The 24,752-nt window shown below is 70.7% G+C and carries 27 protein-coding genes; 19 read left to right on the plus strand and 8 right to left on the minus strand.

The features are described 5' to 3' along the window. The first annotated feature begins 37 nt into the window (after positions 1–37). Positions 38–1,039: a type I glyceraldehyde-3-phosphate dehydrogenase gene (gene gap / locus KV106_RS08115; RefSeq protein WP_203203438.1), complete on the plus strand. Its 1,002-nt coding sequence runs from the start codon at positions 38–40 to the stop codon at positions 1,037–1,039. 66 nt (positions 1,040–1,105) lie between these two features. On the opposite strand, the gene KV106_RS08120 is transcribed toward gap, so the two are convergent. The 3 genes from KV106_RS08120 to KV106_RS08130 all read right to left on the minus strand — a co-directional run bounded on the left by KV106_RS08120 (position 1,106) and on the right by KV106_RS08130 (position 2,761). Next, a complete protein-coding gene (locus tag KV106_RS08120) occupies positions 1,106–1,708 on the minus strand; it encodes a hypothetical protein (protein WP_261208828.1) in 603 nt (200 codons plus the stop codon). A 23-nt stretch (positions 1,709–1,731) separates the two neighbouring features. After that, positions 1,732–2,331: a hypothetical protein gene (locus KV106_RS08125; protein WP_261208830.1), complete on the minus strand. Its 600-nt coding sequence runs from the start codon at positions 2,329–2,331 to the stop codon at positions 1,732–1,734. A gap of 121 nt (positions 2,332–2,452) precedes the next feature. After that, complete coding sequence (locus KV106_RS08130; RefSeq protein ID WP_057593255.1) at positions 2,453–2,761, minus strand: putative quinol monooxygenase; 309 nt, start codon at positions 2,759–2,761, stop codon at positions 2,453–2,455. Between the two features lie 130 nt (positions 2,762–2,891). Between KV106_RS08130 and KV106_RS08135 the strand changes: the two genes are divergently transcribed. Both KV106_RS08135 and KV106_RS08140 read left to right on the plus strand, forming a co-directional pair. After that, positions 2,892–4,220 carry an Nramp family divalent metal transporter gene (locus KV106_RS08135; protein WP_261208833.1) on the plus strand — a complete coding sequence of 443 codons (1,329 nt, stop codon included), beginning with the start codon at positions 2,892–2,894 and terminating at the stop codon, positions 4,218–4,220. Between the two features lie 108 nt (positions 4,221–4,328). Next, the gene (locus KV106_RS08140) at positions 4,329–4,619 is read left to right on the plus strand and encodes a YciI family protein (RefSeq protein ID WP_057593253.1); all 291 of its coding nucleotides are present in this window, start codon (positions 4,329–4,331) and stop codon (positions 4,617–4,619) included. Between the two features lie 4 nt (positions 4,620–4,623). On the opposite strand, the gene KV106_RS08145 is transcribed toward KV106_RS08140, so the two are convergent. Further along, positions 4,624–5,823 carry a pirin family protein gene (locus KV106_RS08145; protein ID WP_261208836.1) on the minus strand — a complete coding sequence of 400 codons (1,200 nt, stop codon included), beginning with the start codon at positions 5,821–5,823 and terminating at the stop codon, positions 4,624–4,626. Between the two features lie 20 nt (positions 5,824–5,843). Continuing rightward, positions 5,844–6,260, minus strand: coding sequence for a VOC family protein (locus KV106_RS08150; RefSeq protein ID WP_057593252.1), 417 nt, complete (start codon positions 6,258–6,260; stop codon positions 5,844–5,846). Between the two features lie 223 nt (positions 6,261–6,483). Between KV106_RS08150 and KV106_RS08155 the strand changes: the two genes are divergently transcribed. Beyond that, a complete protein-coding gene (locus tag KV106_RS08155; protein ID WP_261208837.1) occupies positions 6,484–8,082 on the plus strand; it encodes a CYTH and CHAD domain-containing protein in 1,599 nt (532 codons plus the stop codon). Between the two features lie 30 nt (positions 8,083–8,112). On the opposite strand, the gene KV106_RS08160 is transcribed toward KV106_RS08155, so the two are convergent. Both KV106_RS08160 and KV106_RS08165 read right to left on the minus strand, forming a co-directional pair. Beyond that, a complete protein-coding gene (locus tag KV106_RS08160; RefSeq protein ID WP_057593250.1) occupies positions 8,113–8,589 on the minus strand; it encodes an FKBP-type peptidyl-prolyl cis-trans isomerase in 477 nt (158 codons plus the stop codon). A 37-nt stretch (positions 8,590–8,626) separates the two neighbouring features. Then, entirely contained in the window at positions 8,627–9,553 is a 927-nt protein-coding gene (locus KV106_RS08165; protein ID WP_261208840.1) for a LysR family transcriptional regulator, read from the minus strand. A gap of 141 nt (positions 9,554–9,694) precedes the next feature. On the opposite strand from KV106_RS08165, the gene KV106_RS08170 reads away from it, so the two are divergent. From KV106_RS08170 to KV106_RS08240, 15 genes are all read left to right on the plus strand, one after another. Next, on the plus strand, positions 9,695–10,279 hold the full coding sequence (locus KV106_RS08170) for an NADPH-dependent FMN reductase (protein ID WP_261208844.1): 585 nt from the start codon (positions 9,695–9,697) through the stop codon (positions 10,277–10,279). Next, complete coding sequence (locus KV106_RS08175; RefSeq protein ID WP_261208845.1) at positions 10,276–11,139, plus strand: pirin family protein; 864 nt, start codon at positions 10,276–10,278, stop codon at positions 11,137–11,139. The genes KV106_RS08170 and KV106_RS08175 overlap by 4 nt, the downstream gene beginning before the upstream one ends. A gap of 70 nt (positions 11,140–11,209) precedes the next feature. Then, positions 11,210–12,412, plus strand: coding sequence for a M20 aminoacylase family protein (locus KV106_RS08180; RefSeq protein WP_093351605.1), 1,203 nt, complete (start codon positions 11,210–11,212; stop codon positions 12,410–12,412). A gap of 53 nt (positions 12,413–12,465) precedes the next feature. Beyond that, positions 12,466–13,428: a tripartite tricarboxylate transporter substrate-binding protein gene (locus KV106_RS08185; protein WP_261208846.1), complete on the plus strand. Its 963-nt coding sequence runs from the start codon at positions 12,466–12,468 to the stop codon at positions 13,426–13,428. Between the two features lie 92 nt (positions 13,429–13,520). After that, positions 13,521–13,985 (plus strand): helix-turn-helix domain-containing protein, encoded by a 465-nt coding sequence (locus KV106_RS08190; protein WP_261208848.1) that lies wholly within the window; start codon positions 13,521–13,523, stop codon positions 13,983–13,985. Positions 13,986–14,005: 20 nt separating this feature from the next. Beyond that, positions 14,006–15,319 carry a HipA domain-containing protein gene (locus KV106_RS08195; RefSeq protein ID WP_261209528.1) on the plus strand — a complete coding sequence of 438 codons (1,314 nt, stop codon included), beginning with the start codon at positions 14,006–14,008 and terminating at the stop codon, positions 15,317–15,319. Positions 15,320–15,480: 161 nt separating this feature from the next. Continuing rightward, positions 15,481–16,140 carry an outer membrane lipoprotein gene (locus KV106_RS08200; RefSeq protein WP_261208851.1) on the plus strand — a complete coding sequence of 220 codons (660 nt, stop codon included), beginning with the start codon at positions 15,481–15,483 and terminating at the stop codon, positions 16,138–16,140. Positions 16,141–16,280: 140 nt separating this feature from the next. Then, complete coding sequence (locus tag KV106_RS08205; RefSeq protein WP_057593243.1) at positions 16,281–17,195, plus strand: dihydrodipicolinate synthase family protein; 915 nt, start codon at positions 16,281–16,283, stop codon at positions 17,193–17,195. Between the two features lie 82 nt (positions 17,196–17,277). After that, positions 17,278–18,411: a branched-chain amino acid ABC transporter substrate-binding protein gene (locus KV106_RS08210; protein WP_057593242.1), complete on the plus strand. Its 1,134-nt coding sequence runs from the start codon at positions 17,278–17,280 to the stop codon at positions 18,409–18,411. Between the two features lie 91 nt (positions 18,412–18,502). After that, positions 18,503–19,447 carry a 4-hydroxyproline epimerase gene (locus tag KV106_RS08215; protein ID WP_261208855.1) on the plus strand — a complete coding sequence of 315 codons (945 nt, stop codon included), beginning with the start codon at positions 18,503–18,505 and terminating at the stop codon, positions 19,445–19,447. Positions 19,448–19,455: 8 nt separating this feature from the next. Beyond that, the gene (locus tag KV106_RS08220) at positions 19,456–20,565 is read left to right on the plus strand and encodes an NAD(P)/FAD-dependent oxidoreductase (protein WP_261208856.1); all 1,110 of its coding nucleotides are present in this window, start codon (positions 19,456–19,458) and stop codon (positions 20,563–20,565) included. Further along, positions 20,562–20,825 (plus strand): (2Fe-2S)-binding protein, encoded by a 264-nt coding sequence (locus tag KV106_RS08225; protein ID WP_261208857.1) that lies wholly within the window; start codon positions 20,562–20,564, stop codon positions 20,823–20,825. Before KV106_RS08220 ends, KV106_RS08225 begins: the two co-directional genes overlap by 4 nt. Then, positions 20,822–22,114: an NAD(P)/FAD-dependent oxidoreductase gene (locus KV106_RS08230; protein ID WP_261208861.1), complete on the plus strand. Its 1,293-nt coding sequence runs from the start codon at positions 20,822–20,824 to the stop codon at positions 22,112–22,114. The genes KV106_RS08225 and KV106_RS08230 overlap by 4 nt, the downstream gene beginning before the upstream one ends. A gap of 34 nt (positions 22,115–22,148) precedes the next feature. Further along, positions 22,149–22,823 carry a GntR family transcriptional regulator gene (locus KV106_RS08235; RefSeq protein ID WP_261208863.1) on the plus strand — a complete coding sequence of 225 codons (675 nt, stop codon included), beginning with the start codon at positions 22,149–22,151 and terminating at the stop codon, positions 22,821–22,823. Between the two features lie 55 nt (positions 22,824–22,878). Next, entirely contained in the window at positions 22,879–23,802 is a 924-nt protein-coding gene (locus tag KV106_RS08240) for a fatty acid desaturase family protein (RefSeq protein WP_261208865.1), read from the plus strand. 4 nt (positions 23,803–23,806) lie between these two features. Here KV106_RS08240 and KV106_RS08245 read toward each other — a convergent pair whose 3' ends face one another. Then, positions 23,807–24,721 (minus strand): EamA family transporter, encoded by a 915-nt coding sequence (locus tag KV106_RS08245; RefSeq protein WP_208513064.1) that lies wholly within the window; start codon positions 24,719–24,721, stop codon positions 23,807–23,809. Positions 24,722–24,752: the final 31 nt, after the last annotated feature.

Here is a 24,752-nt window from a genome sequence, read left to right on the forward strand (position 1 = left end):
AGATCAGAGAAGTTTTTCAACCTTAGGAGCAAGTCAGATGGCTATCAAACTCGGTATCAACGGCTTCGGCCGCATCGGTCGCAACGTGCTGCGCGCGGCCGTGCAGAACTTCAAGAACGACATCGAAATCGTCGCCATCAACGACCTGCTCGAGCCCGACTACCTGGCCTACATGCTGCAGTACGACTCGGTGCACGGCCGCTTCAAGGGCGAGGTCACGGTCGAGGGCAACACGCTGATCGTGAACGGCAAGAAGATCCGCCTGACGCAGGAGCGCGATCCCGCGAACCTGAAGTGGAACGAAGTCGGCGCCGACGTCGTGCTCGAGTCGACCGGCCTCTTCCTCACCAAGGAAACGGCGCAGAAGCACATCGACGCGGGCGCCAAGAAGGTGATCCTGTCGGCGCCGTCGAAGGACGACACGCCGATGTTCGTCTACGGCGTGAACGACAAGAAGTACGCCGGCGAAGCCATCGTCAGCAACGCCAGCTGCACCACCAACTGCCTGGCCCCGCTGGCCAAGGTGCTCAACGACAAGTGGGGCATCAAGCGCGGCCTGATGACCACCGTGCACGCCGCCACCGCCACGCAGAAGACCGTGGACGGCCCGAGCAACAAGGACTGGCGCGGCGGCCGCGGCATCCTGGAAAACATCATCCCGTCGTCGACGGGCGCGGCCAAGGCCGTGGGCGTGGTGATCCCCGAGCTCAACAAGAAGCTCACCGGCATGAGCTTCCGCGTGCCGACCTCCGACGTGTCGGTGGTCGACCTGACGGTCGAGCTGGTGAAGGAAGCCACGTACAAGGAAATCTGCGCCGAGATGAAGGCACAGAGCGAAGGCGCGCTCAAGGGCGTGCTGGGCTACACCGAAGACAAGGTGGTGGCCACCGACTTCCGCGGCGACCCGCGCACCTCGATCTTCGACGCCGAAGCCGGCATCGCGCTCGACGGCACCTTCGTGAAGCTCGTGAGCTGGTACGACAACGAATGGGGCTACTCGAACAAGTGCCTCGAGATGGTGAAGGTCGTCTCGAAGTAAGCCTTCGACGCCACCAGGAAAAAACGCGCTCCCCGGAGCGCGTTTTTTTTGGGCGCCGCGCGACGTTCAGCGCAGCTTCTCGTTGCGCCGTATCTCGCTCGCGAGCTGCGCTGCCATGCGTGCCGCGGCGCGGCGCGCGGCCAGGCCGAAATCGCTCTTGTATTCGTCGAACTCGGCGGTGCCGTTGCCGACCGCGCGCACCCGCGTGACCTCGGCGCCCGCGGCATCGGTGACCGTGCACTGCACCTCCGCGGTGAACGAGGTCGGCGGCCAGGCGAGCAGCGAACTGGAGCTCGAGTCGGTCGTGATCCTCGGCGTGAACACCAGCGCGATGCCGGTCGCCTGGTTGGCCTTCACGTCGTTCGCGGTGCGCAGCACCACCACGTCGCGGTACACCGCGCGCAGCGCATCGCGCACCGGCTTCTCGAGGTCGCGGTACGGGTAGTAGCTGACCTTGCTGCCGCTGCCGCCGGGCGTGACCACCTGGGTGTCGCGCTGCGCGTCGGTCATCACGTAGGCCACCTTCTTCTGCACCAGGTGCTGCAGCGAGCGCGGCGGTGCCGGGTCCGTGACCATGGTGATCGGATGGGTGCAGGCCGCGAGCAGCAGCGCGCCGAGGGCCAGGGCGGCGATGCCGGTGGCGCGCGAGAAAGCGGAAAGCAGGGACATGGCGGCGCCTCCTGTGGTTGTCGTCATGGCCGGATCGCCGCCACGAACTGCGCATCGGCATAGACCTGGCGCAGCAGCGCGCGCACCAGCCGCGGGTACTCGGCCTGGCCGGCCGGCACGGCCACCGCGCCGCCGTAGCCCGACTCGAACTTGGTCTCGGCGCGGTAGGTGCGGCGCAGCCGTTGCGTGTCGGCGCGCGTGACCACGATCTCGACCTCCATGCGGCCGCCGCCGTTGAGCACGCCGAGGTCGAGCTCGTTGACGAGGATGCGCGCCGCGATGCGCGTGGGCGCCTTCGGGTCGAGGATGGAGATCTCGGCCAGGTCGCGCCGCATCGCCTCCTCGAGGTAGAGCGCGAAGCTGCCGTTGGGCGAGACCAGGCGCGTGCTGCGCATGCGCACGTTGTTGACCTTGTCCTCGGGATCGGTGGGCTGGGCGCGCGCCACCGCCACCATGCCGGGACGCGTGGCCTCGAGGCGGTCGAGCGCCTCGTAGTCGGCCGCGTAGGGCGGTGCCATCAGCGGCGCGCAGCCGCTGGCCAGCAGCACGAGCGTGGCCAGCGCGGCGGGCACCGCGGCGGCTCGCGCGCGTCGGCGCGGGCCTTGCGAACGGAAGATCGCCATGTCCGTGGTCCCCTCTCTGTATCGTTGAACGGCTGCCGACGAAGGTAGCAGCATCCCGTGCGCACGAATACAACGGAAAGGGGTAGGCGGCGAAGGAGAAGCGCCCGTCGGGCGCGCGGCCTCAGACCGGCTCGAGCACGTGGATCAGCTTGCTCTCGACCAGTGCCTTGGTCTTCTCGCCGTGGGCCTTCATGTGCGGCGCGACCGCGTGGGCCTGCAGGTCGGCCAGCGTCTCCCACTTCTCGATCACGACGAAGGTGTCGGCGCCGAAGCTGGCCTTCGAGGGCGGGATGCCCTGCGCGTCGATGGTGGCGCCGTATTCGATGCAGCCCTTCTCGGCCAGCACCGCGGCGCGGTTCTCGGCGAAGGCCGCGAGCAGTGCGGCGCGCTGGCCGGGCTTGGCGGTGATGACGGCGACGACGTGGATCATGGGCGAGGGTCTCCTGGGGAAGGGAAGAACGGGCCGGTGCGGCCGCGAGCCTCTGAATCTAAGAGATTCCGCCCGGGCGTGCCGGTCCGCTGGGCGACAAGGCCCGAGGCTTGTCCCTATCATCGCGCGCATGTTCTTTCCGCTGCCCCGCACCGCCACCGCGCCCTTCTGTCCGTCGGAGGTGAAAGGCAGCGTCGCGGTGCCGCGGGAACTGTCCTTCGGCCGCAAGCTGCTGCGCTACGCGGGCCCGGGGCTGCTGGTGTCGGTGGGCTACATGGACCCGGGCAACTGGGCCACCGACATCGAGGCCGGCTCGCGCTTCGGCTACGGCCTGCTGTTCGTGGTGCTGCTCGCGAGCCTCGCGGCGATGCTGCTGCAGACCCTGTGCGTGCGGCTCGGGCTGATCGCGCAGAAGGACCTGGCGCGCGCCTGCCGCGAGCGCTATTCGCCGCGCGTCAACCGTTTCCTCTGGCTCGGCGCCGAGCTGGCCATCGTGGCCTGCGACCTCGCCGAGGTGCTCGGCAGCGCGCTCGCGCTGCATCTGCTGTTCGGCGTCTCGATCCCGGTGGGCATCCTCATCACCGCCTTCGACACCCTGCTGGTGCTGGGCCTGCAAGGTGCCGGCTTCCGGCGCGTGGAGGCGATCGTGCTCGGCCTGGTCGGCACCATCGCGGCCTGCTTCGTGGTCGAGCTCGCGATGGCGCCGCCCGACTGGTTCGGCGTGGCGGTCGGCTTCGTGCCGATGCTCGAGCGGCTGCACCAGCCGGGCGCGCTCTACCTCGCGATCGGCATCGTGGGCGCGACCGTGATGCCGCACAACCTCTACCTGCATTCGTCGATCGTGCAGACCCGGCTGGTGGCGCCGACCGAGCCCGCGCGGCGCGAGGCGGTGCGCTTCTGCACGCTCGACGCGGTGGTCTCGCTGTCGCTCGCGCTGCTGGTCAACGCGGCCATCATGGTGCTCGCGGCCAGCGCCTTCCATGGCACCGGCCACACGGCGGTGACCGAGATCGACGACGCCTACCGGCTGATCGAACCGGTGGTGGGCAGCGCGCTGGCGGCCACGCTGTTCGGCGTGGCGCTGCTGGCCTCGGGCCAGAGCTCGACCTTCACCGGCACCATTGCGGGCCAGATCGTCATGGAAGGCTTTCTCGACCTGAAGATCCCGTGCTGGCAGCGGCGCCTGATCACGCGCGCGCTGGCGCTGGTGCCGGCCTTCGTCGGCGTGTGGTGGTTCGGCGACGGCGGCGTGGGCAGGATGCTGGTGCTGAGCCAGGTGGTGCTGAGCTTCCAGCTGCCGTTCGCGATGTGGCCGCTGATCCGCTTCACGAGCGACCGCGCGCTGATGGGCGGCTTCGCGAACGGGCCGGTGCTGAAGTCGCTGGCCTGGCTGCTGTTCGCGGTGATCAGCGCGGCCAACGTGTGGCTGGTGGCGTCGGTGGTGCTGGGCATCGGCTGAGCGCCGACCGTCGGTCGCGGATTTGCATCCGGTTACCCGGCGTGGCTTCGGGCGGTCATGCGAAGGCCCTAGCATCGGGCCCGTCGCATCACCCAGGAAGCCCCGCGCATGTTCATCGTGACCCTCACCTACATCCGCCCTCTCGAGGAGGTCGACGCGCTGATCGACGCGCACATGGTGTGGCTGCGGAAGCACTACGAGAGCGGGCTGTTCATCGCCTCGGGCCGCCAGGTGCCGCGCCGCGGCGGCGTGATCATCGCGCGCTCGGGCGACCGCGCCGCGCTCGAGGCGGTGCTGGCGCGCGACCCCTTCGTGCAGGGCGAGGTGGCGCGCGCCGAGGTGATCGAGTTCGTGCCGAGCATGACAGCGCTGGGCGCCGAGATGCTCAAGACCTTCTGAGTCTTCAGGGGGCCGGCTTGTCCTCGCGCCCGCCCGGATGCCGCGCGAAGCGCGCCGGGTCGCGGCCATGCACCGGCGCCCCGTCGTCCCACGGCCAGCCGCCGAACTGCGTGCGGCGGTAGTCGGCCAGGGTCTGGCTGATCTCGGCCTGCGTGTTCATCACGAAGGGCCCGTACTGCACCACCGGCTCGGCGATTGGGCGGCCCTGCAGCAGCAGGAACTCGGCCGTGTCGGCGTCGCCGTTGACGATCTCGACCGCGGTGCCGGCATGCAACTCGATGGCCGCCGGCCCCTGCACCTCGCGGCCCGCGATGCGCGCCTGCGCACCCTTGAAGAAGTACAGCATGCGCCGCGTGCCTGCGCCGCTGGCGGCCGGCAGCGTCCAGTCGGCGCCGGGCGTCATGCGCAGGGTCCAGATCGCCACGTCGGCCTCGGTGCGCGCGGCCCAGGAATCGGGCGGCGGCGCCAGCGGATCGATGGGCGCGGGCGCGCCGGCCTCGGCCGCGTTGCCGAGCCGGCCCGCGATCACCGCGATCTCGGTGCGGCCGCCGCGCGGCGACTCGACCACCAGGCGAGGGATCGCTTCCGACCAGAACATCGTGAAATGGGGCTCGGCCATCTTGCTGGCGGCCGGCAGGTTCAGCCAGATCTGGAACAGCTCGAGCGGATTCGGCGCGCCGGCGTCGAGCAGCGGGAACATCTCCGAATGCACGATGCCCTTGCCGGCCGTGAGCCACTGCACGTCGCCGCCGCCGAAGCGCGCGGTGGCGCCCAGCGAGTCGGAATGGTCGATCAGGCCCTTGCGCACGATGGTCACGGTCTCGAAGCCGCGGTGCGGGTGCGAGGGAAAGCCCGGCACGGTCTCGCCGTGGTACATGCTCCAGCCGTCCTTGCGGCTGAAGTCCTGGCCGATGTCGCGGCCCGCGAGCGAGGCCTCGGGGCCCATCTGCGCGTTGGCGCGCGGATAGGCGTCGTCGTGGTAGACGCAGAACAGGAACGGGTCGACCGTCTCCCACGGGAAGCCCAGGGGCTTGACCCGCACGATGGGGTTGTTGCTGGCGGTGGCGGTGGGCACGTCGGCCTTCCTTTCGGGATCGGACGCCGTCGATGGCGCGGCGTCCTTGCCTTCCATGTCGGGGCGCCGGCGCCCATCGGAAGGGCGCGTGCGCGCGACAGTGCGGCTCGCGGATGGAACGATGGGCATCGCCGGACCGCCTGCAGCCCTTATTGCTGCGGCATCTGCGCGTTCGGGTCCATGAACACGAGTTCCCAGAGGTGGCCGTCGAGGTCCTGGAAGCCATGGCCGTACATGAAGCCGAGGTCCTGCGGCGCGCGCGGCGTGGTGCCGCCGGCGGCGACCGCCTTGGCCACCAGTTCGTCGACCTCGGCGCGGCTCTCGCACGAGAGGCACAGCAGCACTTCGGTGCTGGTGCGGGTGTCGGCGATCGCCTTGTCGGTGAAGGTCTTGAAGAAGGGCTCGACCAGCAGCATCGCGTGGATGCTGCCTTCCTGCACCACCATGCAGGCGGCGTTGGCGTCAGTGAACTGCGGGTTGAAGCTGTAGCCCAGCGCGTTGAAGAAGGCCTTGGACTTGTCGAGGTCCTTGACGGGGAGGTTCACGAAGATCTGCTTGGTGGCCATGGTGTTTCCTGTGCGTCGAAAGATGGGAACGAAAGAGGGGACTTCGGGGCGCTGGACTGGTTGTTGTGTACAGCGTCCACAAATTATGCAAAACAAAATGGACGGTGTCCACATCAATTTGCAAGAAGACGCTTCCGGCCCCCCAACGGCCCGTCCCGATGCCCGCGCGTACCGTGCGCCGATGGGTGGCGCCGCGTCGCGCAGCGTGCATCATGGCTGGCTCATGGAAATCGAATTCAAGTTCCACATCCCCGCCGACCGCCTGAAGGCCGTCGACGCCGCGCTGCGCCGCGGTGCCGTGGTGCGCACGCGGCTGCAGGCGCGCTATTTCGACACCGCCGACGAGCGGCTGGCCGCGCAGGGCATCGTGCTGCGGCTGCGCAAGGAGGGCCGGCGCTGGGTGCAGACGGTGAAGGCCACCGGCGACAACGCGCTGCACCGGCTCGAGCACAACGTCGACCTCGGCACCGCGGGCGCCTCGCCGGGCATCGACCCGCAGCGCCACCAGGGCACGCCGGTCGGCGAACGGCTGGCGCAGGCGCTCGCGGGCGAGGATGGGCAGCCCGCGGCGCTGGTCGAACGCCAGTCCACCGACATCGTGCGGCTCACGCGCGACGTGCGCAGCACCGGACCCGGCGGTGTCGTCGCCGAACTGGCGCTCGATGTCGGCAAGGTGGTCGCGCATGCCGGCACGCCCGAACAGCGCGAATCGCCGGTCTGCGAACTCGAGCTCGAACTCAAGCGCGGCAGCGTGCCGGGCCTGGTCGCGCTCGCGCAGCGCTGGTCGCAGCAGCACGGGCTGTGGTTCAGCACCATCTCGAAGGCCGAGCGCGGCGCGCGACTGCTCGCGGGGCTCGACGTGGTGCCCGCCATCAAGGCCGAGCCGCCGCGCTTCGCGAGCGCGCCCGATGGCCGCGCGATCCAGCGCGCCGTGGTCGCGAACTGCCTCGCGCAGATCCTGCCGAATGCCACCGAAGTGGCCGCGGGCAGCGACGACGAGGAACAGGTCCATCAACTGCGCATCGGCATCCGCCGCCTGCGCACGGCCCTGCGCGAACTCGAGGGGCTCGACCCCACGGGCGCCTTCGACCGCGCGGGCTGGGAGCCGGCGCTGGTCGACTGCTTCCGCGCACTGGGCGCGCTGCGCGACCGCGAGCAGGTGGCGAAGATCGCGCAGCCGAAACTGCGCGAGGCCGGGGCGCCCGAGGTGGATCCGCTGGCCGGCGAGGCGGCTGGCACGGACGCCGCGCAGCCCTCGCCCGGCGAGGCCGTGCGTGCGCCCGCGTTCCAGTCGGTGCTGGTGGCCTTGATCGGCTTCACCGCCACCGAGGCCCCGGCGCCCGAACCGGCCGCGGAGGGCGCGCCGCCCGTCACGCCGCTGGACTCCGACGACGCCCGCCGCTTCCTGCGCAAGCGCCTGCAACGCCTGCACGAGCAGGCCTTGCGCGATGGTGGCCGCTTCGAATCGCTGGACACCGACAGCCAGCACCGCGTGCGCAAGCGCCTCAAGCGCCTGCGCTACCTCGCCGAATTCGCGGCGCCGCTGTTCGAGACCAAAGACGAGAAGAAGGGCGACGACAAGAGCGCCGCCGAGCGTTATCTGAAGCGCCTGCGTCCCGCGCAAGACGCGCTGGGCGAATACAACGACGAGGTCGTCGCGATGGCCCTGTACCGTGAAGCCACCGCGCACGATGCGCATGCCTGGTTCGCGGTGGGCTGGTTCAGCGCGCGGCATGCGGCGGGCGCGGCGGCCTGCCGGGAGGCGCTGGAAAAGATCGAGGGCGCGCCGCGGTTCTGGAAGAAGGGCCGCGGCAAGTCCTGACGCGGGGCGCGCGAGCGAGCGCGTCCGATGTCAGTGGTGGTGGCCGTGCGCCCCGTGCACATGGCGATGCTCGATCTCCACCGGCAGCGCCTCGCGCACGTCCGTCACGGTCAGGCTGAAGCGCAGCGCCTTGCCGGCCCACGGATGGTTGCCGTCGAGCATGACGACCGGGCCCTTGATCTTCATCACGGTGAACACGTGCTCGCGGCCGTCGTCGAGGCGACCCTGCAGCTGGCCGCCCACCTTCACGCCCGGCGGGAAGTCGGTCTTGGGAATGCTGCGCACCAGCGTCTCGTCGCGCTGGCCGAAGGCGTCCTCGGGTGCGAGGTTCAGGGTGGTCTGGTAGCCCTTCTCCTGGCCGTCGAGCGCTTCCTCGATCTTGGGCAGCGTGTTCTCGTAGCCGCCGTGCAGGTAGGCCATGGGCTCGGGGCTGGCTTCGATCAGCTTGCCCTGGGCGTCGGCGACTTTGTACTTGAGGGTGACGACGGTGTCTTTTGCGATTTTCATCGGGCCATTTTCCGTGCAAACCGATGGGCCGTAGCAGCTAGGTCTTCCACGAGCGGAAGGCCTCGGGCAGCGTTTCCTCCGTGCTCAGCTTCTGCGTCACCATCGCGATGAAGGCCGACACCGCGAGCGGCAGGTGCTTGCGGCTCGGGTACAGCACGGTCAGCCCCTGCCCCGTGCGCTGGTACTGCGGCAGCACCGGCACCAGCCGGCCGGCTGCCACGTCGAGCCGGCCCATCGAGGGCGGCAGCAGCGCGATGCCCAGGCCGGCCACGGCCGCCCGGCGCAGCGCCTGCGCGGTGTTGCCGCTGAAGCGGCCCGTGACCTGCACTTCCTCCTCGCCGTCCGGCCCGGCCAACCGCCAGGTCGCGCGGCCGCTGGGATGCGCCGCGGTCACGCAGTCGTGCTGCGCCAGGTCCTGCAGCGTGGCCGGGGCGCCGCGCGCGGCGATGTAGGCGGGGCTCGCCACCAGGCCGTCGGTGCGCGGTCCCAGCAGCTTGCGGCCGACGTAGCCCGAATCGGGCTGCGCGCCGCCACGGAAGGCGACGTCGATCTGCTCCGCGATCAGGTCGGCCTTGGCGTCGCTGAGCACGAAGTCGACCCGCACCAGCGGATTCGCGGCCAGGAAGTCGGCCACCCATTCCATCGGGAAGAAATCGAAGAAGTCGGCGGTCGCCGCCACGCGCACGAGGCCGCTGGGCTCGCGGCTGCCGGTGACCAGCTCCTGCCCGGCCTCGACCAGTCCATCGACCGCGCCCGCGCAGCGCTCGTGAAAAGCCTGGCCCGCGCTGGTCAGCGTCAGCTTGCGTGTCGAGCGCTGCATCAGCCGCGTGCCCAGCTGCGCCTCGAGCTGCTGGATGCGCCGGCTCACGGTGTTGGGCGGCAGCCCGAGGCGCCGGGCGGCTTCGGCGAAGCTGCCGTGGCGCACCACCTGCACGAACATGGCGATGTCGTTGAGGTCGAGCATGGGATTCGATTCCTTCCAAGAATGGACGAGTGCAATCCGACTCTACCGTCTAGTCGATCAATGGGTGGCGCCCTAACCTTCGATCCATCGGGCCCGCAGGCCCGTCCATCCATCCATCGACCCCGAATCCCAGGAGCTTCCATGTCCACCACCCAACCCCTCATCGGCATCGTCATCGGCTCGACCCGCGAAGGCCGCTTCGGCGAGAAGCCCGCGCACTGGATCCACGAGATCGCGAAGCAGCGCACCGACCTCGCCTTCGAACTGGTCGACCTGCGCGACCATCCGCTGCCCTTCTTCGACGAAGCCGGCGCGCCGGCCTGGGGCCCGGTGAAGAACGAGGCCGCGCGGCGCTGGCAGGCGAAGCTGGCCAGCTTCGACGGCCTCGTCGTGGTCACGCCCGAGTACAACCACGGCCCGAGCGCGGTGCTGAAGAACGCGATCGACTGGGCCTACAAGGAGTTCGTGCGCAAGCCGATCGGCTTCGTGGGCTACGGCGGCGTGGGCGCGGCGCGCGCGATCGAGCAGCTGCGGCTGATCGCGGTCGAGATGCAGATGGCACCGGTGCGCAACGCGGTCCACATCGGCATGGTCGAGTTCCTCGGCATCTGGCAGCAGGGCAAGAACTTCGAGGACTTCCCGCACCTCGCGCAGTCTGCGGGCGGCATGCTCGACGACCTCGCGTGGTGGACCAAGGCACTGAAGACCGCGAGGGAGGCCGTATGACCGCTGAAGTCGCAACACGAACCCGCGCCATCGTCTACCGCACGCGCGGCATGAAGCACGGGCCGATCGCGCGGCTCGTGAGCCCGGGCGACCTCGGCGAATTCCTCAAGCCCTTCGTCTTCCTGGACCTGTTCGGCTTCGACACCGAGGGCGGTCACCGCGGCTTCGGCATGCATCCGCACTCGGGCATCGCCACGCTGACCTGGCTGATCGAGGGCGACACGCTCTACGAGGACACGACCGGCGAACAGGGCGTGCTGCGCGGCGGCGGCGTCGAGTGGATGCGCGCGGGCAATGGCGTCTGGCACACGGGCGCGCCGGCGCCGGGCGTGAAGCGCGTGCGCGGCTTCCAGCTCTGGGTGGCGCTGCCCGCATCGGAAGAGAACGCGCCCGCGCAGAGCATCTACCTCGCGCCCTCGCAGGTGCCGCGCGAGGGCCCGGCGCGCGTGCTGCTCGGCAGCTACGGCGCGGCGCGCAGCGCGATCCCGGCGCCCGCGCCGATCAACTACCTCGCGGTGCAACTGAAGGACGGCGAGCACTGGCGCTACACGCCGCCGGCCGGCCACACGGTGGGCTGGCTCGCGGTGGAGAGCGGGCGGCTCGACGCGGGCGATGCGGCCGGCGGGCCGATCGGCGACGGCGAGCTCGCGGTGTTCGAGGAGTCGGGCGAGGCCATCGAGCTGGTGGCGCACGGCGACACCTCCTTCGTGCTGGGCTCGGCGGTCAAGCATCCGCACGAGCTCGTGATGGGCCACTACTCGGTGCACACCAGCCGCGCGACGCTGGACCAGGGCGAGGTCGAGATCCGTCGCATCGGCGCGAAGCTGCGGCAGGAGGGCCGGCTCGGCCGAGCCTCGTAATCGAGCATGCGCGCGGCGGGTGGCTGCGCCAGAATCGTTCGCTTCCAGAACGATCCAGCCAGCCGCCCCCATGAACATCGTCGATTCCTTCGCCGACGTCGCGCGCTTCGTCGACATCCGGCGCGACATCCACGCCCACCCCGAGCTCGGCTTCGAGGAACACCGCACTTCCGAGAAAGTGGCCGGCCTGCTCGCCGAATGGGGCATCGAGGTGCACCGCGGCATCGCGGGCACCGGCCTGGTCGGCGTGCTGCGCAAGGGCACGGGTGCGCGCACCATCGGCCTGCGCGCCGACATGGACGCGCTGCCGCTGCACGAGGCCAACGAGTTCGCCCACAAGTCGCGCCACGCGGGCCGCATGCACGCCTGCGGCCACGACGGCCACACCACCATGCTGCTGGCCGCCGCCTGGCACCTGTCGCAACAGGGCCCGGACGACTTCGACGGCACGGTGCATTTCATCTTCCAGCCCGCGGAGGAGATGGGCAAGGCCGGTGCCAAGAAGATGATCGACGAGGGCCTGTTCGAGCGCTTCCCGTGCGACGCGGTCTTCGGCCTGCACAACTTCCCGGTCGGCGACGTGGGCCGCTTCGCGCTCAACGAGGGCGCGCTCATGGCCTCGAGCAACACCTACCGCATCACGCTGCACGGGCGCGGCACGCATGCCTCGATGCCGCACACCGGCATCGACCCGGTGGCGGCGGTGGTCAACCTCGCGCAGCAGCTGCAGACCATCGTCGCGCGCACCATCCCGAGCACCGAGCGCGCGCTGCTCGCGGTCACGCAACTGCGCGGCTCGGACGCGCCCAACATCATTCCCGACGAGGCCACGGTCGGCGGCACCATCCGCACCTTCTCGATCGAGGCCATCGACCTGCTGGAAGCCCGGCTGCGCGAGGTGGCCGCGGGCGTGGCGGCGGCGCACGGCTGCACGGCCGAGGTGTTCTTCAACCGCTCCTCGCCGCCGACGGTGAACCACCCGGCCGAGGCGCGCTTCGCGGCCGGCGTGATGCGAGAGGTGGTGGGCGACGACATGGTCACCACCGACTTCCCGGCGGTGATGGGCGCCGAGGACTTCGCCCACATGCTGCTGGCGCGGCCCGGCTGCTATGCCTTCCTCGGCAATGGCGACGGCGACCACCGCCTCGACGGCCACGGGCCCGGGCCTTGCATCATCCACAACAGCTCGTTCGACTTCAACGACGAGATCATCCCGATCGGCGCGAGCTACTTCGTGCGGCTGGCGCAGCGCTGGCTCGCGCCGGGGCGCTGAAGCGACCACGCGGACTTCTTCCTTTCTCCAACCCGACGAAAGCGGCCCCACCGATGACCACCCCGTTCGCCCGACGCTCGCTCCTCGCCCTGGCCTTCGCGGCGGCTGTACTGCCCGCGATGGCGCAGCAGCGCGTGATCCACATCGTCGTGCCCTTCGGCACCGGCGCGGTGCAGGACACCGTGGCGCGCGCCTTCAACAACGAACTCGGCGCGGCGCTCAATGCGAGCGCCATCGTCGAGAACCGCGCGGGTGCTGGCGGCACCGTGGGCGCGGCGATCGCGGCCAAGGCGCCGGCCGACGGCAACACGCTGGTGCTCGCGGCCGCGAGCCACAACATCGCGGGCTTCCTCTACAGCAAGCTGCCCTACGACCCGCTCAAGGACTTCGTGGGCGTGGCCAACATCGGCAACGCGGGCTACGTGCTCGCGGTGGCCAGCGGCATGAACGTGTCGACCACGGCCGACTTCATCAAGGAGGTCAAGGCCAATCCCGGCAAGTACAACTACGCCTCGGCCGGCAACGGCAGCGCCACGCACCTCGCGATGGCCTCGTTCCTCGCCAAGGCCGGGCTGCAGATGACGCACATCCCGACCAAGTCCACCGGCGAGGCGGTCAACGAGGTGCTCGCGGGCCGGGTGCAGGCGGTGATCTCGTCGAGCATCGGCGTGATGGGCTTCCAGAGCGATCCGCGCATGAAGCTGCTGGCCTCGACCGGCCAGTCGCGCAGCCCCTTCCTGCCGAAGCTGCCGACCGTGGCCGAGAGCGGCCTGCCCGGCTATGCCTTCGACTCGTGGATCGGCCTGCTCGCGCCGGCGGCCACGCCCAAGGCCGAGGTCGAGCGGCTCAACGCGGCCGTCAACAAGGTGATCGCCGACCCGGCGATCCAGGAACGCTTCACGCGGCTGGGCGTGGAGCCGCGCAGCCAGAGCGCCGAGGAATTCCAGAAGCTGCTGCGCGCCGACTGGGATGCGATGGGGGCGGTGGTGAAGGCTTCGGGGGCGAAGGTCGATTGAAGTCGAATACAAGCTTTGACAGATAAAAGGTAAATATAAGCATAAGCCTGTAAATTGACAAAACAAGGATAGGCCTATATCTTGAAGACAAGATGGACTACCCCCTTCGTTTTGCCGACCAGCTCCGGGCGCACCTCCAGGCGCTGCGGAAGAAGCGCGGCCTGACGCAGGCGCAGGCCGGCGCCCTCGTCGGCGTCAGCCAGGCCCGGATCGCCGAGATCGAGGCGAATCCGGGGGCCGTCGGCTTCGAGCAGCTGATGAAATTGCTGGCGGCGCTGGGCGCGTCGATCTCGCTGCGCGACGAGGACGAGGTTCCGGCGAATGCGGAACTTCCCGATGGCGACCCGCGCCCGAACGACCGCAACGCGGCGCGCGCCTATGGCCGGGTGCCTTCGCCGGCCGCGTCGGTCGTCCAGGAAAAAGGCGTGGAGCCGCCGCCGGCCGCCCCGTCGCCCCGTGAGCCGAAAGTGCCGCAAGCGCCGCGCCCCACCGCGGCTGGCCCCGCGCCCGCCGCCCGCGAGCGCTTCGCCGCCACACCGAGGAAGGGCTCCTGGTGAGGCGCGCGCTCAAGGCCTGGATGAACGGCGAGCTCGTCGGCACCTGGTCGGTCGATCGCGAATCCCACACCTTCCGCTACGAGCCCGCCTGGCTCGCGTCGCCGCGGCGCCGCTCGCTGTCGCTCTCGCTGCCGATCACCACGGCGCTCGAAGTCCAGGGCGAGGCGGTGCGCAACTACTTCGACAACCTGCTGCCCGACAACGAGCGGATCCGCGCGCGGCTGGGCCAGCGCTTCGGGCTCAGGAACACCAAGGTCTTCGACCTGCTCGAAGCCATCGGCCGCGACTGCGTGGGCGCGGTGCAGTTGCTGCCCGACGGCGCGGTGCCCGAAGGCTGGGACCGCGTGAACTGCGAGCCGCTCGCCGACGAGCAGGTGACCGAGCTGCTGCGCGCCGTGCCGACCGAATCGACGCCCGAGCGGCTGCGCGACCGCGACCTGTTGCGCATCTCGCTCGCGGGCGCGCAGGAAAAGACCGCGCTGACCCGCGTCGACGGCCGCTGGTGCCGCCCGCATGGCGCCACGCCGACCACCCACATCCTCAAGCTGCCGCTGGGGCTGATCGGTGGCTCGCGGCGCGTCGATGCCTCGGACTCGGTGCAGAACGAATGGCTCTGCGCGCGGATCGTCGGCGCGCTGGGTCTGCCGGTCGCGCCGACCGCCATCGAGACCTTCGGCGACCAGAAGGTCTTGGCGGTCGAGCGCTTCGACCGCGAGTGGATGGCGGGCGCGAACGGCGAGCGCTGGATCGCGCGCCTGCCGCAGGAAGATTTCTGCCAGGCGATGGCGCTGCCGCCCGAGCGCAAGTACGAGCAGCACGGCGGCCCCGGCATGACCCGCTGCCTGCAACTGCTGCAGGGAAGCCGCAGCCGGGACGACGGCACGCTGTTCCTGCTCGCGCAGCTCGCCTTCTTCCTGCTGGCGGCCACGGACGGGCATGCCAAGAATTTCTCGATCCACCTGCAGCGCGGCGATGCCTACGAGATGACGCCGCTCTACGACGTGCTCTCGATGTGGCCCTACTTCGGCAACGGCGCGAGCCAGTTCCAGCCGCGCCGGGCCGAGCTGGCGATGGCAGTGCGCTCGAAGAACGCGCACTATGCGTTGCACACCATCCAGGCGCGCCACTGGTGGGGGCTCGCGATGCGCAACGGCGGCGACGACACCTGGCGCGCGATGCTCGCGATGGTCGAGACCCTCGACGAGGCGCTGGCCGAGGTCGAGGCCGCGCTGCCCGCGGACTTTCCCGCGCGGACCTGGGAGGCCGTTTCCCGCGGCATGCGCGCCGAGGCGCGGCGCTTCCTTTCGGGCGTGGCGCCTGCCGCGACGTCCTGACCCGGTCTCGTCCTCCAGTCGGATGCGCTCGCCGCGTGCCGGCGTGTAGGACGCCCGTGCATTGACTTCGGCCTTCCGCGGGCGATGCTGGGAACGGGTTCCGGCTCGTAGGCCGGACCGCAGGAAGGAAGGCTTTCATGGAACAGACAACGACAACAGCCATGCCCTCGCGCCAGGGTGGAACACACAAGCTCTGGGTGGTGATCGGCGTGCTCGCGGTGGCGGTGGCCGCGCTCGGCGGCGCGCTGTGGCAGAAGCATCAGAGCAGCGGCACGGCGGCGTCACCGCCCGTGGCCCTGGCCACCGGCCCGGCGCCCGACGACTTCAAGCCCGATGCCGCGCCGCCGGCGCTCCAGCCCTTGCCGTCGGGCCCGACCGCCAACGCGACGGCGCCCGCGCCAGCGATGAGCGCCGTGCCGCAACCCGTGCCCGCCGCGGGCCCGGCGCCGATGGCCGCCGCGCCCGAACCCGCCGCCCCGCCCTGCGCGGTCTGCGGCCATGTCGAGACGGTGCGCGCCGTGCAGCGTACCCAGCGCCCGAGCGGCGTCGGCATGGTGGCCGGCGGCGTGGTCGGCGGGCTGGTGGGCAACCAGATCGGCCATGGCGGCGGCCGCACGGCCGCGACCGTGCTCGGCGCCGTCGGCGGCGGCTATGCGGGCAACGAGATCGAGAAGCGCACCCACACGGTCACCGTCTACCAGGTTGGCGTGCGCATGGACAACGGCACGCTGCGCAGCGTCGAGACGCGCAGCGCGCCGCCGATCGGCAAGGCCGTCAGGCTCAAGGGCCACACGCTGAGCCCGGCCGACGGCCACAAGTAGACCCCACCGGTGTTTCGAGACACGCCCGGCCTTCCGGCCGGGTATGCGCGTTTACGAGAATATTGACGGTATATCCTTAATATATTTAAATCCGCTCCGTCCCAGCCCCGCCCATCCGGGCCCATCCAAGGAGCGAATTCGTGAGCAACCCCCGCTGGCAAGGCATCTTTCCCGCCGTCACCACCAAGTTCCATGCCGACGAGCGCATCGATGCCGAAGGCACCGCGCGCCACATCGACTTCCAGATCCGCAACGGCATCCACGGCCTCGTCACCTGCGGCTCGCTCGGCGAAGCCAGCACGCTGTCGCTCGAGGAGAAGCTGCAGGTCGCGCAGATCGCGCTCGAGGCCGCCGACGGCCGCATCCCGGTGCTGGCGAACGTGTCCGAGACCAGCACCCGCGAGGCGCTGCGCTACGTCGAGGGCGGCAACAAGCTCGGCGTGGCCGGCTACATGGTCATGCCCTCGGTGATCTACGTGGCCGACGCGCGCGAAGCCATGCTCAACGTGCGCACCATCGCCAACGCGGCGCAGAAGCCGGTGATGGTCTACAACAACCCGGTGGCCTACCGCGTCGACCTCAAGCCCGAGCACATGGTCGAGCTGGCCGACTGCGAATGGATCGCGGCCATCAAGGAGAGCACCGACAACATCCGCCGCATCACCGACCTGCGCAACACGGTCGGCGACCGCTACCAGCTGTTCCTCGGCGTGGACGACCTCGCCTACGAGGGCCTGGCGCTGGGCTGCGACGGCCTGCTGGCCGGCGTGGGCTGCGCGTTCCCGCGCGAGACCGTGGCGCTGTACGACCTGATGAAGGCCGGCCAGTTCGCCGAGGCGCTCAAGCTCTACCAGTGGATGACGCCGATGCTGCATCTCGACGTCTCGACCAAGCTGGTCCAGAACCTCAAGCTCATCGACCACCTCGTGGGCGTGGGCACCGAGCACGTGCGCCGTCCGCGCCTGCCGCTGGTGGGCGCCGAGCGCGAGGCCATCGAGGCCATCGTGAAGAAGGCGCTCGCGACCCGTCCGGCCAAGTACCAATCGGTCGCCTAAGCCCTTCGTTTGCTGCGTTTCCCCCGAGGGCGGCGCCCTCGTTTCCCTCGTACCCTCCGTGTCCCCTTATCCAGGAAGAAGCATGAAGACACCATCGAAGATGATTCCGCTGCTCGGCCTCGTGGCGCTGGCCCTCGCAACCCAGGCGAAGGCGCAGGAGCAGGTGGTCAAGATCGGCCATACCGGGCCGCTCTCCGGCCCCAATGCGTTCGCGGGCAAGGACAACGAGAACGGCGTGCGCCTCGCGATCGAGGAGCTCAACGCCAAGAAGCTCGTGGTCGGCGGCAAGACGCTCAAGTTCGAACTGAAGTCGGAGGACGATGCCTGCGACGCCAAGAGCGGCGTGGCCGTGGCGCAGAAGTTCGTCGACGACAACGTCAAGTTCGTCATGGGCCCGTACTGCTCGGGCGTGGCCATCCCGGCCTCGCGCGTCTACAGCGACGGCGGCGTGCTGCTGTCCACCGTGGGCACCAACCCGAAGGTCACGCAGGGTGGCTACAAGAACCTCTACCGCATCATCGCGAGCGACAACCAGATCGGCGGCAGCATGGCGGTCTACGCGGCCAAGGTGCTCAAGGTCACCAAGGTCGGCGTGATCGACGACCGCACCGCCTTCGGCCAGGGGCTCGCCGAGGAGTTCACCAAGGAAGCGAAGAAGCAGGGCCTCACCGTGGTCGGCCAGGAGTTCACCACCGACAAGGCGGTCGACTTCACCGCCATCCTGACCAACATGAAGGCCAAGCAGCCCGAGGCGATCTTCTTCGGCGGCTATGCGCCGCAGGGCGCGCCGATGACGCGCCAGATGAAGCAGCTCGGCATCAACGCCAAGCTGCTCGGCGGCGACACGCTGTGCAGCCCCGCGATGGGCAAGCTCGGCGGCGACGCGGTCAACGACGCGGTGTTCTGCGCCCAGGGCGGCTCGATCCTCGAGAAGGCGGTCAGCGGTCCGGCCTTCAAGGAGAAGTTCAAGAAGCGCTTCGGCGTCGACGCCGATGCCTACGCGGCTTCGTACTACGACCAGGTGATGTTCATCGGCGAGTCGATGGCCAAGGCCAACTCGATCGATCCCGACAAGGTCGGCGCCGAGCTCTACAAGACCACCTACAAGGGCGTGGCCGCGACCTATGCCTACGACGACAAGGGCAACATGAAGCAGGCGCCGATCACGGTGTTCACCTTCAAGAACGCCGCGCCGACGGCGCTCGCGAGCTACTGAGCCACGCCTTCCCGGAAGGGGCCGCGGCCCCTTCCTCCTCCTTTTCCTTCAACGCATCGCCGTCTTCAAGGAAGGCGATGCGCCCATCTCCATGCACCGCATCCAGATCATCGACTCGCACACCGGCGGCGAGCCCACCCGCCTCGTGACCGGCGGCTTCCCGGACCTCGGCCGCGGCAGCATGGCCGAGCGCCGCGCGCTGCTGGCCGAGCATCACGACCAATGGCGCGCCGCCACCGTGCTCGAGCCGCGCGGCAGCGACGTCGTGGTCGGAGCGCTGCTGTGCGAACCGGTCGCGCCCGATGCAGCGGCCGGCGTGATCTTCTTCAACAACGCGGGCTACCTCGGCATGTGCGGCCACGGCACCATCGGCCTGGTCGCGAGCCTCGCGCACATGGGCCGCATCGGCCCCGGCGAGCATCGCATCGAGACGCCCGTGGGCACCGTCACCACCACGCTGCACGCGGACGGCGCGGTCAGCGTGCGCAACGTGCCGGCGTACCGTCACCTGCACCAGGTGGCCGTCGAGCTGCCGGGCCATGGCACCGTGCGCGGCGACGTGGCCTGGGGCGGCAACTGGTTCTTCCTCGTGAGCGAGGCCGCGCACGGCCAGCGCGTGGCGAGCGACAACCTCGCCGCGCTCACCGACTACACGGCCGCGCTGCGGCGCGCGCTCGCGGCGCAGGGCATCACCGGCGCCGAGGGCGCGGAGATCGACCACATCGAACTGTTCGCCGACGACGCGGACGGCGCCGACAGCCGCAACTTCGTGCTGTGCCCCGGCAATGCCTACGACCGCTCGCCCTGCGGCACCGGCACCAGCGCCAAGATCGCCTGCCTCGCGGCCGACGGCAAGCTCGCGCCCGGCCAGGCGTGGACGCAGGCCAGCGTGATCGGCAGCCGCTTCGAGGCCAGCTACGAGCCCGCCGACGACGGCCGCGTCATCCCCACGCTGCGCGGCCGCGCCCACATCAGCGCCGAAGCCACCCTGCTGATCGACGAGGCCGATCCCTTCGGCTGGGGCATCCGGCTCTGACACGGCAGATGGCCGACGCGGACGCGATCGTCATCGGCGCCGGCATCGTCGGCGCCGCCTGCGCGCATGCGCTCGCGCGCGCCGGCCGCCGCGTGCGCGTGATCGATGCGCGCCTGGGCGGTGCCACCGGCGCCGGCATGGGCCATCTCGTGGCGATGGACGACAACCGCGCCGAGCTCGAACTCAGCAGCCGCTCGATCGACCTGTGGCGCACGCTAGCGCCGCGCATGCCGGCCGATTGCGCGCACAGCGCCTGCGGCACGCTCTGGATCGCCGCCGACGACGCGGAGATGGCCGAGGCCGAACGCAAGCGCGAACGGCTCGCCGCGCTGGGCATCGCGAGCCGGCTGCTCGATGCGAAGGCATTGGCCATGGCCGAACCGGCATTGCGCGCCGGCCTCGCGGGCGCGCTCGAGGTGCCGGGCGACGGCATCCTCTATGCGCCCAACGCGGCGCGCTGGCTGCTCGCGGATGCGGGCGCCGCGGTCGAATTCGAGCAGGCCCAGGTCGCGGCCATCGAGGACGACGGCACGCTGCTTCTGGCCGACGGCGGCCGGCGCCGCGCCGCGCAGGTCGTGCTGGCCGCCGGCCTCGAGGCGGCCGCGCTGTGCCCCGAACTGCCGCTGCGGCCCAAGAAGGGCCACCTGCTGATCACCGACCGCTATCCGGGCACCGTGCGGCACCAATTGGTCGAGCTCGGCTACGTCACCAGTGCGCACCATGCCGAGGGCGACTCGGTCGCCTTCAACGTGCAGCCGCGGCCCACGGGGCAACTGCTGGTCGGCTCCTCGCGGCAGTTCGACACCACCGATCCCGCGGTCGAGTCCGCGATGCTCGCGCGCATGCTGCGGCGCGCGATCGACTACCTGCCGGGCCTGGGCGAACTCAATGCCATCCGCAGCTGGACCGGCCTGCGCGCTGCCACGCCCGACGGCCTGCCGCTGCTGGGCGCGCATCCATGGCGCGAGAAGCTGTGGCTCGCGCTCGGCCACGAAGGCTTGGGCGTGACCACCGCGCCGGGCAGCGCCGAGCTGCTGGTGGCGCTGATGACGGGCACTGCGCCGCCGTTCGATGCGCGGCCCTTCGCGCCCGGGCGGCTGCTGGAGACGGTGGCATGAACGCCGCGCCGCAGGTTCTGTTGCAGATCGACGGCCGTGAGGTGCGCGTCGCGGCCGGCAGCTCGGTCGCCGCCGCGCTGCGCATCGCCGACACGACCCCGGCCATGGGCGTCGCGCGCGTCTCCGTCACGGGCCAGCCGCGAGCGCCCCTCTGCGGCATGGGCATCTGCCAGGAATGCCGCGTCGCCATCGACGGCCGCCGCCGCCTCGCCTGCCAGACCGTCTGCGGGGAAGGCATGCGCGTGGAGACCCTGCGATGAGCACCGACGCCGTCGGCCTCGAGCACTGCGACCTGCTGATCGTCGGCGCCGGTCCCGCGGGCATGGCCGCCGCGCTGGCGGCCGCGCCCAGCGGCGCGTCCATCGTCGTGATCGACGACAACCCCGTGCCCGGCGGCCAGATCTGGCGCGACGGTCCCGGTGCCACCCTGCCGCCGGCCGCGCGCCGGCTGCGCGAGGCGCTGGCCGCCCGCGCCAACGTGCGCGTGCACAGCGGCACGCGCGTGGTGGCCGCCAGCGCGCCGCGCGAACTGCTGCTCGAGGAGGCAGAGCGCGCCTGGCGCCTGCGCTGGGGCAGGCTCGTGCTGTGCACCGGCGCGCGCGAACGCCTGCTGCCATTTCCGGGCTGGACCCTGCCGGGCGTGACCGGCGCGGGCGGCCTGCAGGCGCTGATCAAGGCCGGCCTGCCGGTGGCGAGCGAGCGCATCGTCGTCGCCGGCACCGGCCCGCTGCTGCTGGCAGCCGCGGCCACCGCGCGCCAGGCCGGCGCAAAAGTGCTGCGCATCGCCGAGCAGGCGGCCTTCGGCGCGGTCGCGGGCTTCGTGCTGGGGCTCGCGCGCTGGCCGGGCAAGGCGGTGCAGGCACTGACGCTGGCCGATGCGGCCTACCGCACGGGCTCGCACGTGGTCGAGGCACTGGGCACGACACGGCTCGAATCGGTGCGCCTGAACCAGGGCGGCCGCATGCGGGAGATGGCCTGCGAGCGCCTGGCCTGCGGCTTCGGCCTCGTGCCCAACACCCAGCTCGGCCAGATGCTCGGCTGCGCGCTCGCGCCCTTCGGCGACAGCGGCACGCTCGCGCTGGCCGTCGACGAGCGGCAGGCCACCAGCCTGGACGGCGTCTACGCGGCCGGCGAATGCACGGGCTTCGGCGGCAGCGAACGCGCGCTCGCGCAGGGCGCCATCGCGGGCCATGCGGCCGTCGGCGACGAAAAGGCCGCACGGTTGCAATACGCCGAGCGCGCGCGCTGGAACGCTTTCGCCACGCGCCTGCACCGCAGCTTCGCGCCCGGTCCCGCGATCCGCGCGCTGGCCCGGCCCGACACGCTGGTGTGCCGCTGCGAGGACGTGCCCCTCGCGGCGCTCGCCGGCTGCGGCGGCTGGACCGACGCCAAGCTGCACCAGCGCTGCGGCATGGGGCCGTGCCAGGGGCGCGTGTGCGGAGACGCCGCGCAGTTCCTGTTCGGCTGGACGCCGCCCGCGCCGCGGCCGCCGCTGTCGCCCGTGCGCATCGCGACGCTGGCCGGCCTGGGCGCGCGCGACCCGGACTGATCCACACTACGCAGATCCGCGTCCCCGAACCTCCATGGCTGCTCCGATTCCCGCCCCTGCCCCCGCGTCCGCCCCGAAGCGCCGCGCCGCCGACATGGCCTACGACGCCATCGAGACCCTGCTGTCCACGCTGCAGCTCGAGCCCGGCAGCCAGATCGTCGAGGCCGAGCTGGCCGAGCGCACCGGCCTGGGCCGCACGCCGGTGCGCGAGGCGCTGATGCGCATGGTGTCGATCGGCCTGGTGGTGCAGCAGGCGCGCCGCGGCCTGCTGGTGTCGACCATCGACCTCGCCGACCACCTCGACGTGGTGCAGACGCGCCGCGTGCTCGAGCAGCTGATCGCCACCTGCTCCGCGCGCCGCGCCACCGCGCCGCAGCGCAAGGAGATCGTGCGCTGCGCCGAGCAGATGGTGGAGGCGGCCACGCGCGGCGACCTCGACGGCTACATGCGCGCCGACCATGCGCTCGACCTGGTGAACCACCAGGCCAGCCACAACGACTCGGCCGTCAAGGCCGTCACGCCGCTGATCGTGCAGTGCCGCCGCTTCTGGTACGCCTACCAGCACCAGGGCGAGATCGTCGAGGGCGCCAATGCCCACCTCGAATTGGCGCAGGGCATCGCCACCGGCGACGAGGCCGCCGCCATCGCGGGCGCCGACCGGCTGATGGACTACCTCGAGCGCTTCGCGCGCAAGATCATCGACCGCTAGGCGTCTGCGGGGAAGTCCGCGTGCATCGCCCGAACCCGCGGCGCATACTGGCCCGATGGCCGCCGCACCCCGAGCCCGCCCCGAGGATTTCTTCAGCACCGACGAATGGCAGGCGCTGACCGCGCGCTCGTCGTGGAAGGGGTTGTGGCTGGTCGCGCACTGCTGGGGCGTCATCGGCCTCGCGATGCTGGTGGGCGTCGTCTGGCCATGGACCCTTCCGCTGATGGTGCCGATCGTCGGCGCGCGCCAGCTCGGCCTGTTCATCCTGATGCACGACGCGGCCCATGCGGGGCTGCACCGCAACCGGCGCGTCAACGACTGGGTCGGCCACTGGCTGTGCTCGTCCACCCTGCGCGACTACCGGCCCTACCACCTGCAGCATCACCGCTTCGTGCAGCAGACCGAGGACCCCGATCTCGTGCTGTCGGCGCCGTTCCCGATCTCGCGCGCCTCGATGTGGCGCAAGGTGGTGCGCGACCTCAGCGGCCAGACTTTCTACAAGCAGCGCTTCGGCCATGTCGCCGAAGGCATCCGCCAGCGCGCACCGGGCGAATCGGCGCTGAAGGCGTTCGGCCGCGAACTCGCGAAGGACCGCCGCTTCTTTCTCGCCAACGGCCTGGGGCTGCTGGCCTTCGCGCTGGCCGGCTACTGGTGGGCCTGGGTCCTGATGTGGCTGCTGCCCATGGCGACCTGGCTGCCGCTCGTGAGCCGGGTGCGCAACATCGCCGAGCATGCGCTCGTGGCGCAGAACGAGGCCGATCCGCTGCGCCAGGCGCGCACCACGCATGCCAATCTGGCCGAGCGCATCTTCATCGCGCCCTACTGGGTCAACTACCACTGCGAGCACCACATGTTCACCAGCCTGCCGTGCTGGAGCCTGCCGCAGGCGCACCGGCTGTTGCAGCGCGGTGGCACCACCGCGCGCATGGAGGTGCAGCCCGGCTACCTGAGCCTGTTGAAGCAGGCCACGGCGGCCTGATCCATCAGCGCGTCGCAGGTCGCGCCGCCGTGGGCAGCGCCCCGCGCTGCGCATGCTGGCTCAGCCATATGCTCGCGATCACGATGGCGATGCCCGCCACCTGCAGCGGCGACAGCCGCTGGCCCAGCAGCACCCAACCGAGGATCACGGCCGTCACCGGGCTCAGGAAGGCCAGCGAGGCGATGGCGGCCGGCTCCAGCCGCGCCACGCCACGAAACCACAGGATGTAGGTCAGCGCGGCGCCCACCAGGCCCAGCCAGCCGAAGCCCAGCCAGTTGGTGGCCGTGAGCGGGGGCAGCGCCGGTTCGAGCCACAGCGCCACCGGCAGCAGCAGCAGGCCGCCCGCGGTGAGCTGCCAGGCGGTGAAGGTCAGCGCCGAGACCGGCGGCTGCCAGCGCCGCGCCAGCACGGTGCCGAAGGCCATCGACACCGCGCCCGCGAGCGCCGCCGCGATGCCCACCGCGTCGAGCCTGGCCTGCGGCGTGAGCACCAGCAGCGCCACGCCGCCGAAGCCCACGGCGGCCGCCACCACCGACAGCGCGCGCACCCGCGTGCCGAGCAGCGCGCTCGCGAGGAACACCACCATCAGCGGCTGCAGCGAGGTGATCGTGGCCGCCACCCCGCCCGGCAGCCGGTAGGCCGCGATGAACAACATCGCCCACAGCAGCGAGAAATTGAGCGCGCCCAGCACCAGGATGCGGCCCCACCAGGCGCGTTCGGGCAACTGCCGCACGATGGCCAGCAGCAGCAGGCCCGCGGGCAGCGCGCGCAGCATCGCGACCGTGAGCGGGTAGTTCGCGGGCAGCAGCTCGGTGGTGACGATGTAGGTGCTGCCCCAGATCGCGGGCGCGGCGGCGGTCAGCAGGATGTCGGCGCCCCGGGCGGGAGGGCGGGCGCTGCGGTCGGTGGTATCGGTCATGGAGGCTTGAATCTATTTCAATTGACCGTTG

Origin of the sequence: Variovorax endophyticus, assembly GCF_025376855.1 — a bacterium.
Classification (GTDB): domain Bacteria; phylum Pseudomonadota; class Gammaproteobacteria; order Burkholderiales; family Burkholderiaceae_C; genus Variovorax.

What these genes read in the sequence shown, in the direction of transcription:
- gap (WP_203203438.1), top strand. Translation starts at nt 38, where the DNA reads ATGGCTATCAAACTCGGTATCAACGGCTTCGGCCGCATCGGTCGCAAC.
- KV106_RS08120 (WP_261208828.1), bottom strand. Translation starts at nt 1,708, where the DNA reads ATGTCCCTGCTTTCCGCTTTCTCGCGCGCCACCGGCATCGCCGCCCTG.
- KV106_RS08125 (WP_261208830.1), bottom strand. Translation starts at nt 2,331, where the DNA reads ATGGCGATCTTCCGTTCGCAAGGCCCGCGCCGACGCGCGCGAGCCGCC.
- KV106_RS08130 (WP_057593255.1), bottom strand. Translation starts at nt 2,761, where the DNA reads ATGATCCACGTCGTCGCCGTCATCACCGCCAAGCCCGGCCAGCGCGCC.
- KV106_RS08135 (WP_261208833.1), top strand. Translation starts at nt 2,892, where the DNA reads ATGTTCTTTCCGCTGCCCCGCACCGCCACCGCGCCCTTCTGTCCGTCG.
- KV106_RS08140 (WP_057593253.1), top strand. Translation starts at nt 4,329, where the DNA reads ATGTTCATCGTGACCCTCACCTACATCCGCCCTCTCGAGGAGGTCGAC.
- KV106_RS08145 (WP_261208836.1), bottom strand. Translation starts at nt 5,823, where the DNA reads ATGCCCATCGTTCCATCCGCGAGCCGCACTGTCGCGCGCACGCGCCCT.
- KV106_RS08150 (WP_057593252.1), bottom strand. Translation starts at nt 6,260, where the DNA reads ATGGCCACCAAGCAGATCTTCGTGAACCTCCCCGTCAAGGACCTCGAC.
- KV106_RS08155 (WP_261208837.1), top strand. Translation starts at nt 6,484, where the DNA reads ATGGAAATCGAATTCAAGTTCCACATCCCCGCCGACCGCCTGAAGGCC.
- KV106_RS08160 (WP_057593250.1), bottom strand. Translation starts at nt 8,589, where the DNA reads ATGAAAATCGCAAAAGACACCGTCGTCACCCTCAAGTACAAAGTCGCC.
- KV106_RS08165 (WP_261208840.1), bottom strand. Translation starts at nt 9,553, where the DNA reads ATGCTCGACCTCAACGACATCGCCATGTTCGTGCAGGTGGTGCGCCAC.
- KV106_RS08170 (WP_261208844.1), top strand. Translation starts at nt 9,695, where the DNA reads ATGTCCACCACCCAACCCCTCATCGGCATCGTCATCGGCTCGACCCGC.
- KV106_RS08175 (WP_261208845.1), top strand. Translation starts at nt 10,276, where the DNA reads ATGACCGCTGAAGTCGCAACACGAACCCGCGCCATCGTCTACCGCACG.
- KV106_RS08180 (WP_093351605.1), top strand. Translation starts at nt 11,210, where the DNA reads ATGAACATCGTCGATTCCTTCGCCGACGTCGCGCGCTTCGTCGACATC.
- KV106_RS08185 (WP_261208846.1), top strand. Translation starts at nt 12,466, where the DNA reads ATGACCACCCCGTTCGCCCGACGCTCGCTCCTCGCCCTGGCCTTCGCG.
- KV106_RS08190 (WP_261208848.1), top strand. Translation starts at nt 13,521, where the DNA reads ATGGACTACCCCCTTCGTTTTGCCGACCAGCTCCGGGCGCACCTCCAG.
- KV106_RS08195 (WP_261209528.1), top strand. Translation starts at nt 14,006, where the DNA reads ATGAACGGCGAGCTCGTCGGCACCTGGTCGGTCGATCGCGAATCCCAC.
- KV106_RS08200 (WP_261208851.1), top strand. Translation starts at nt 15,481, where the DNA reads ATGCCCTCGCGCCAGGGTGGAACACACAAGCTCTGGGTGGTGATCGGC.
- KV106_RS08210 (WP_057593242.1), top strand. Translation starts at nt 17,278, where the DNA reads ATGAAGACACCATCGAAGATGATTCCGCTGCTCGGCCTCGTGGCGCTG.
- KV106_RS08215 (WP_261208855.1), top strand. Translation starts at nt 18,503, where the DNA reads ATGCACCGCATCCAGATCATCGACTCGCACACCGGCGGCGAGCCCACC.
- KV106_RS08220 (WP_261208856.1), top strand. Translation starts at nt 19,456, where the DNA reads ATGGCCGACGCGGACGCGATCGTCATCGGCGCCGGCATCGTCGGCGCC.
- KV106_RS08225 (WP_261208857.1), top strand. Translation starts at nt 20,562, where the DNA reads ATGAACGCCGCGCCGCAGGTTCTGTTGCAGATCGACGGCCGTGAGGTG.
- KV106_RS08230 (WP_261208861.1), top strand. Translation starts at nt 20,822, where the DNA reads ATGAGCACCGACGCCGTCGGCCTCGAGCACTGCGACCTGCTGATCGTC.
- KV106_RS08235 (WP_261208863.1), top strand. Translation starts at nt 22,149, where the DNA reads ATGGCTGCTCCGATTCCCGCCCCTGCCCCCGCGTCCGCCCCGAAGCGC.
- KV106_RS08240 (WP_261208865.1), top strand. Translation starts at nt 22,879, where the DNA reads ATGGCCGCCGCACCCCGAGCCCGCCCCGAGGATTTCTTCAGCACCGAC.
- KV106_RS08245 (WP_208513064.1), bottom strand. Translation starts at nt 24,721, where the DNA reads ATGACCGATACCACCGACCGCAGCGCCCGCCCTCCCGCCCGGGGCGCC.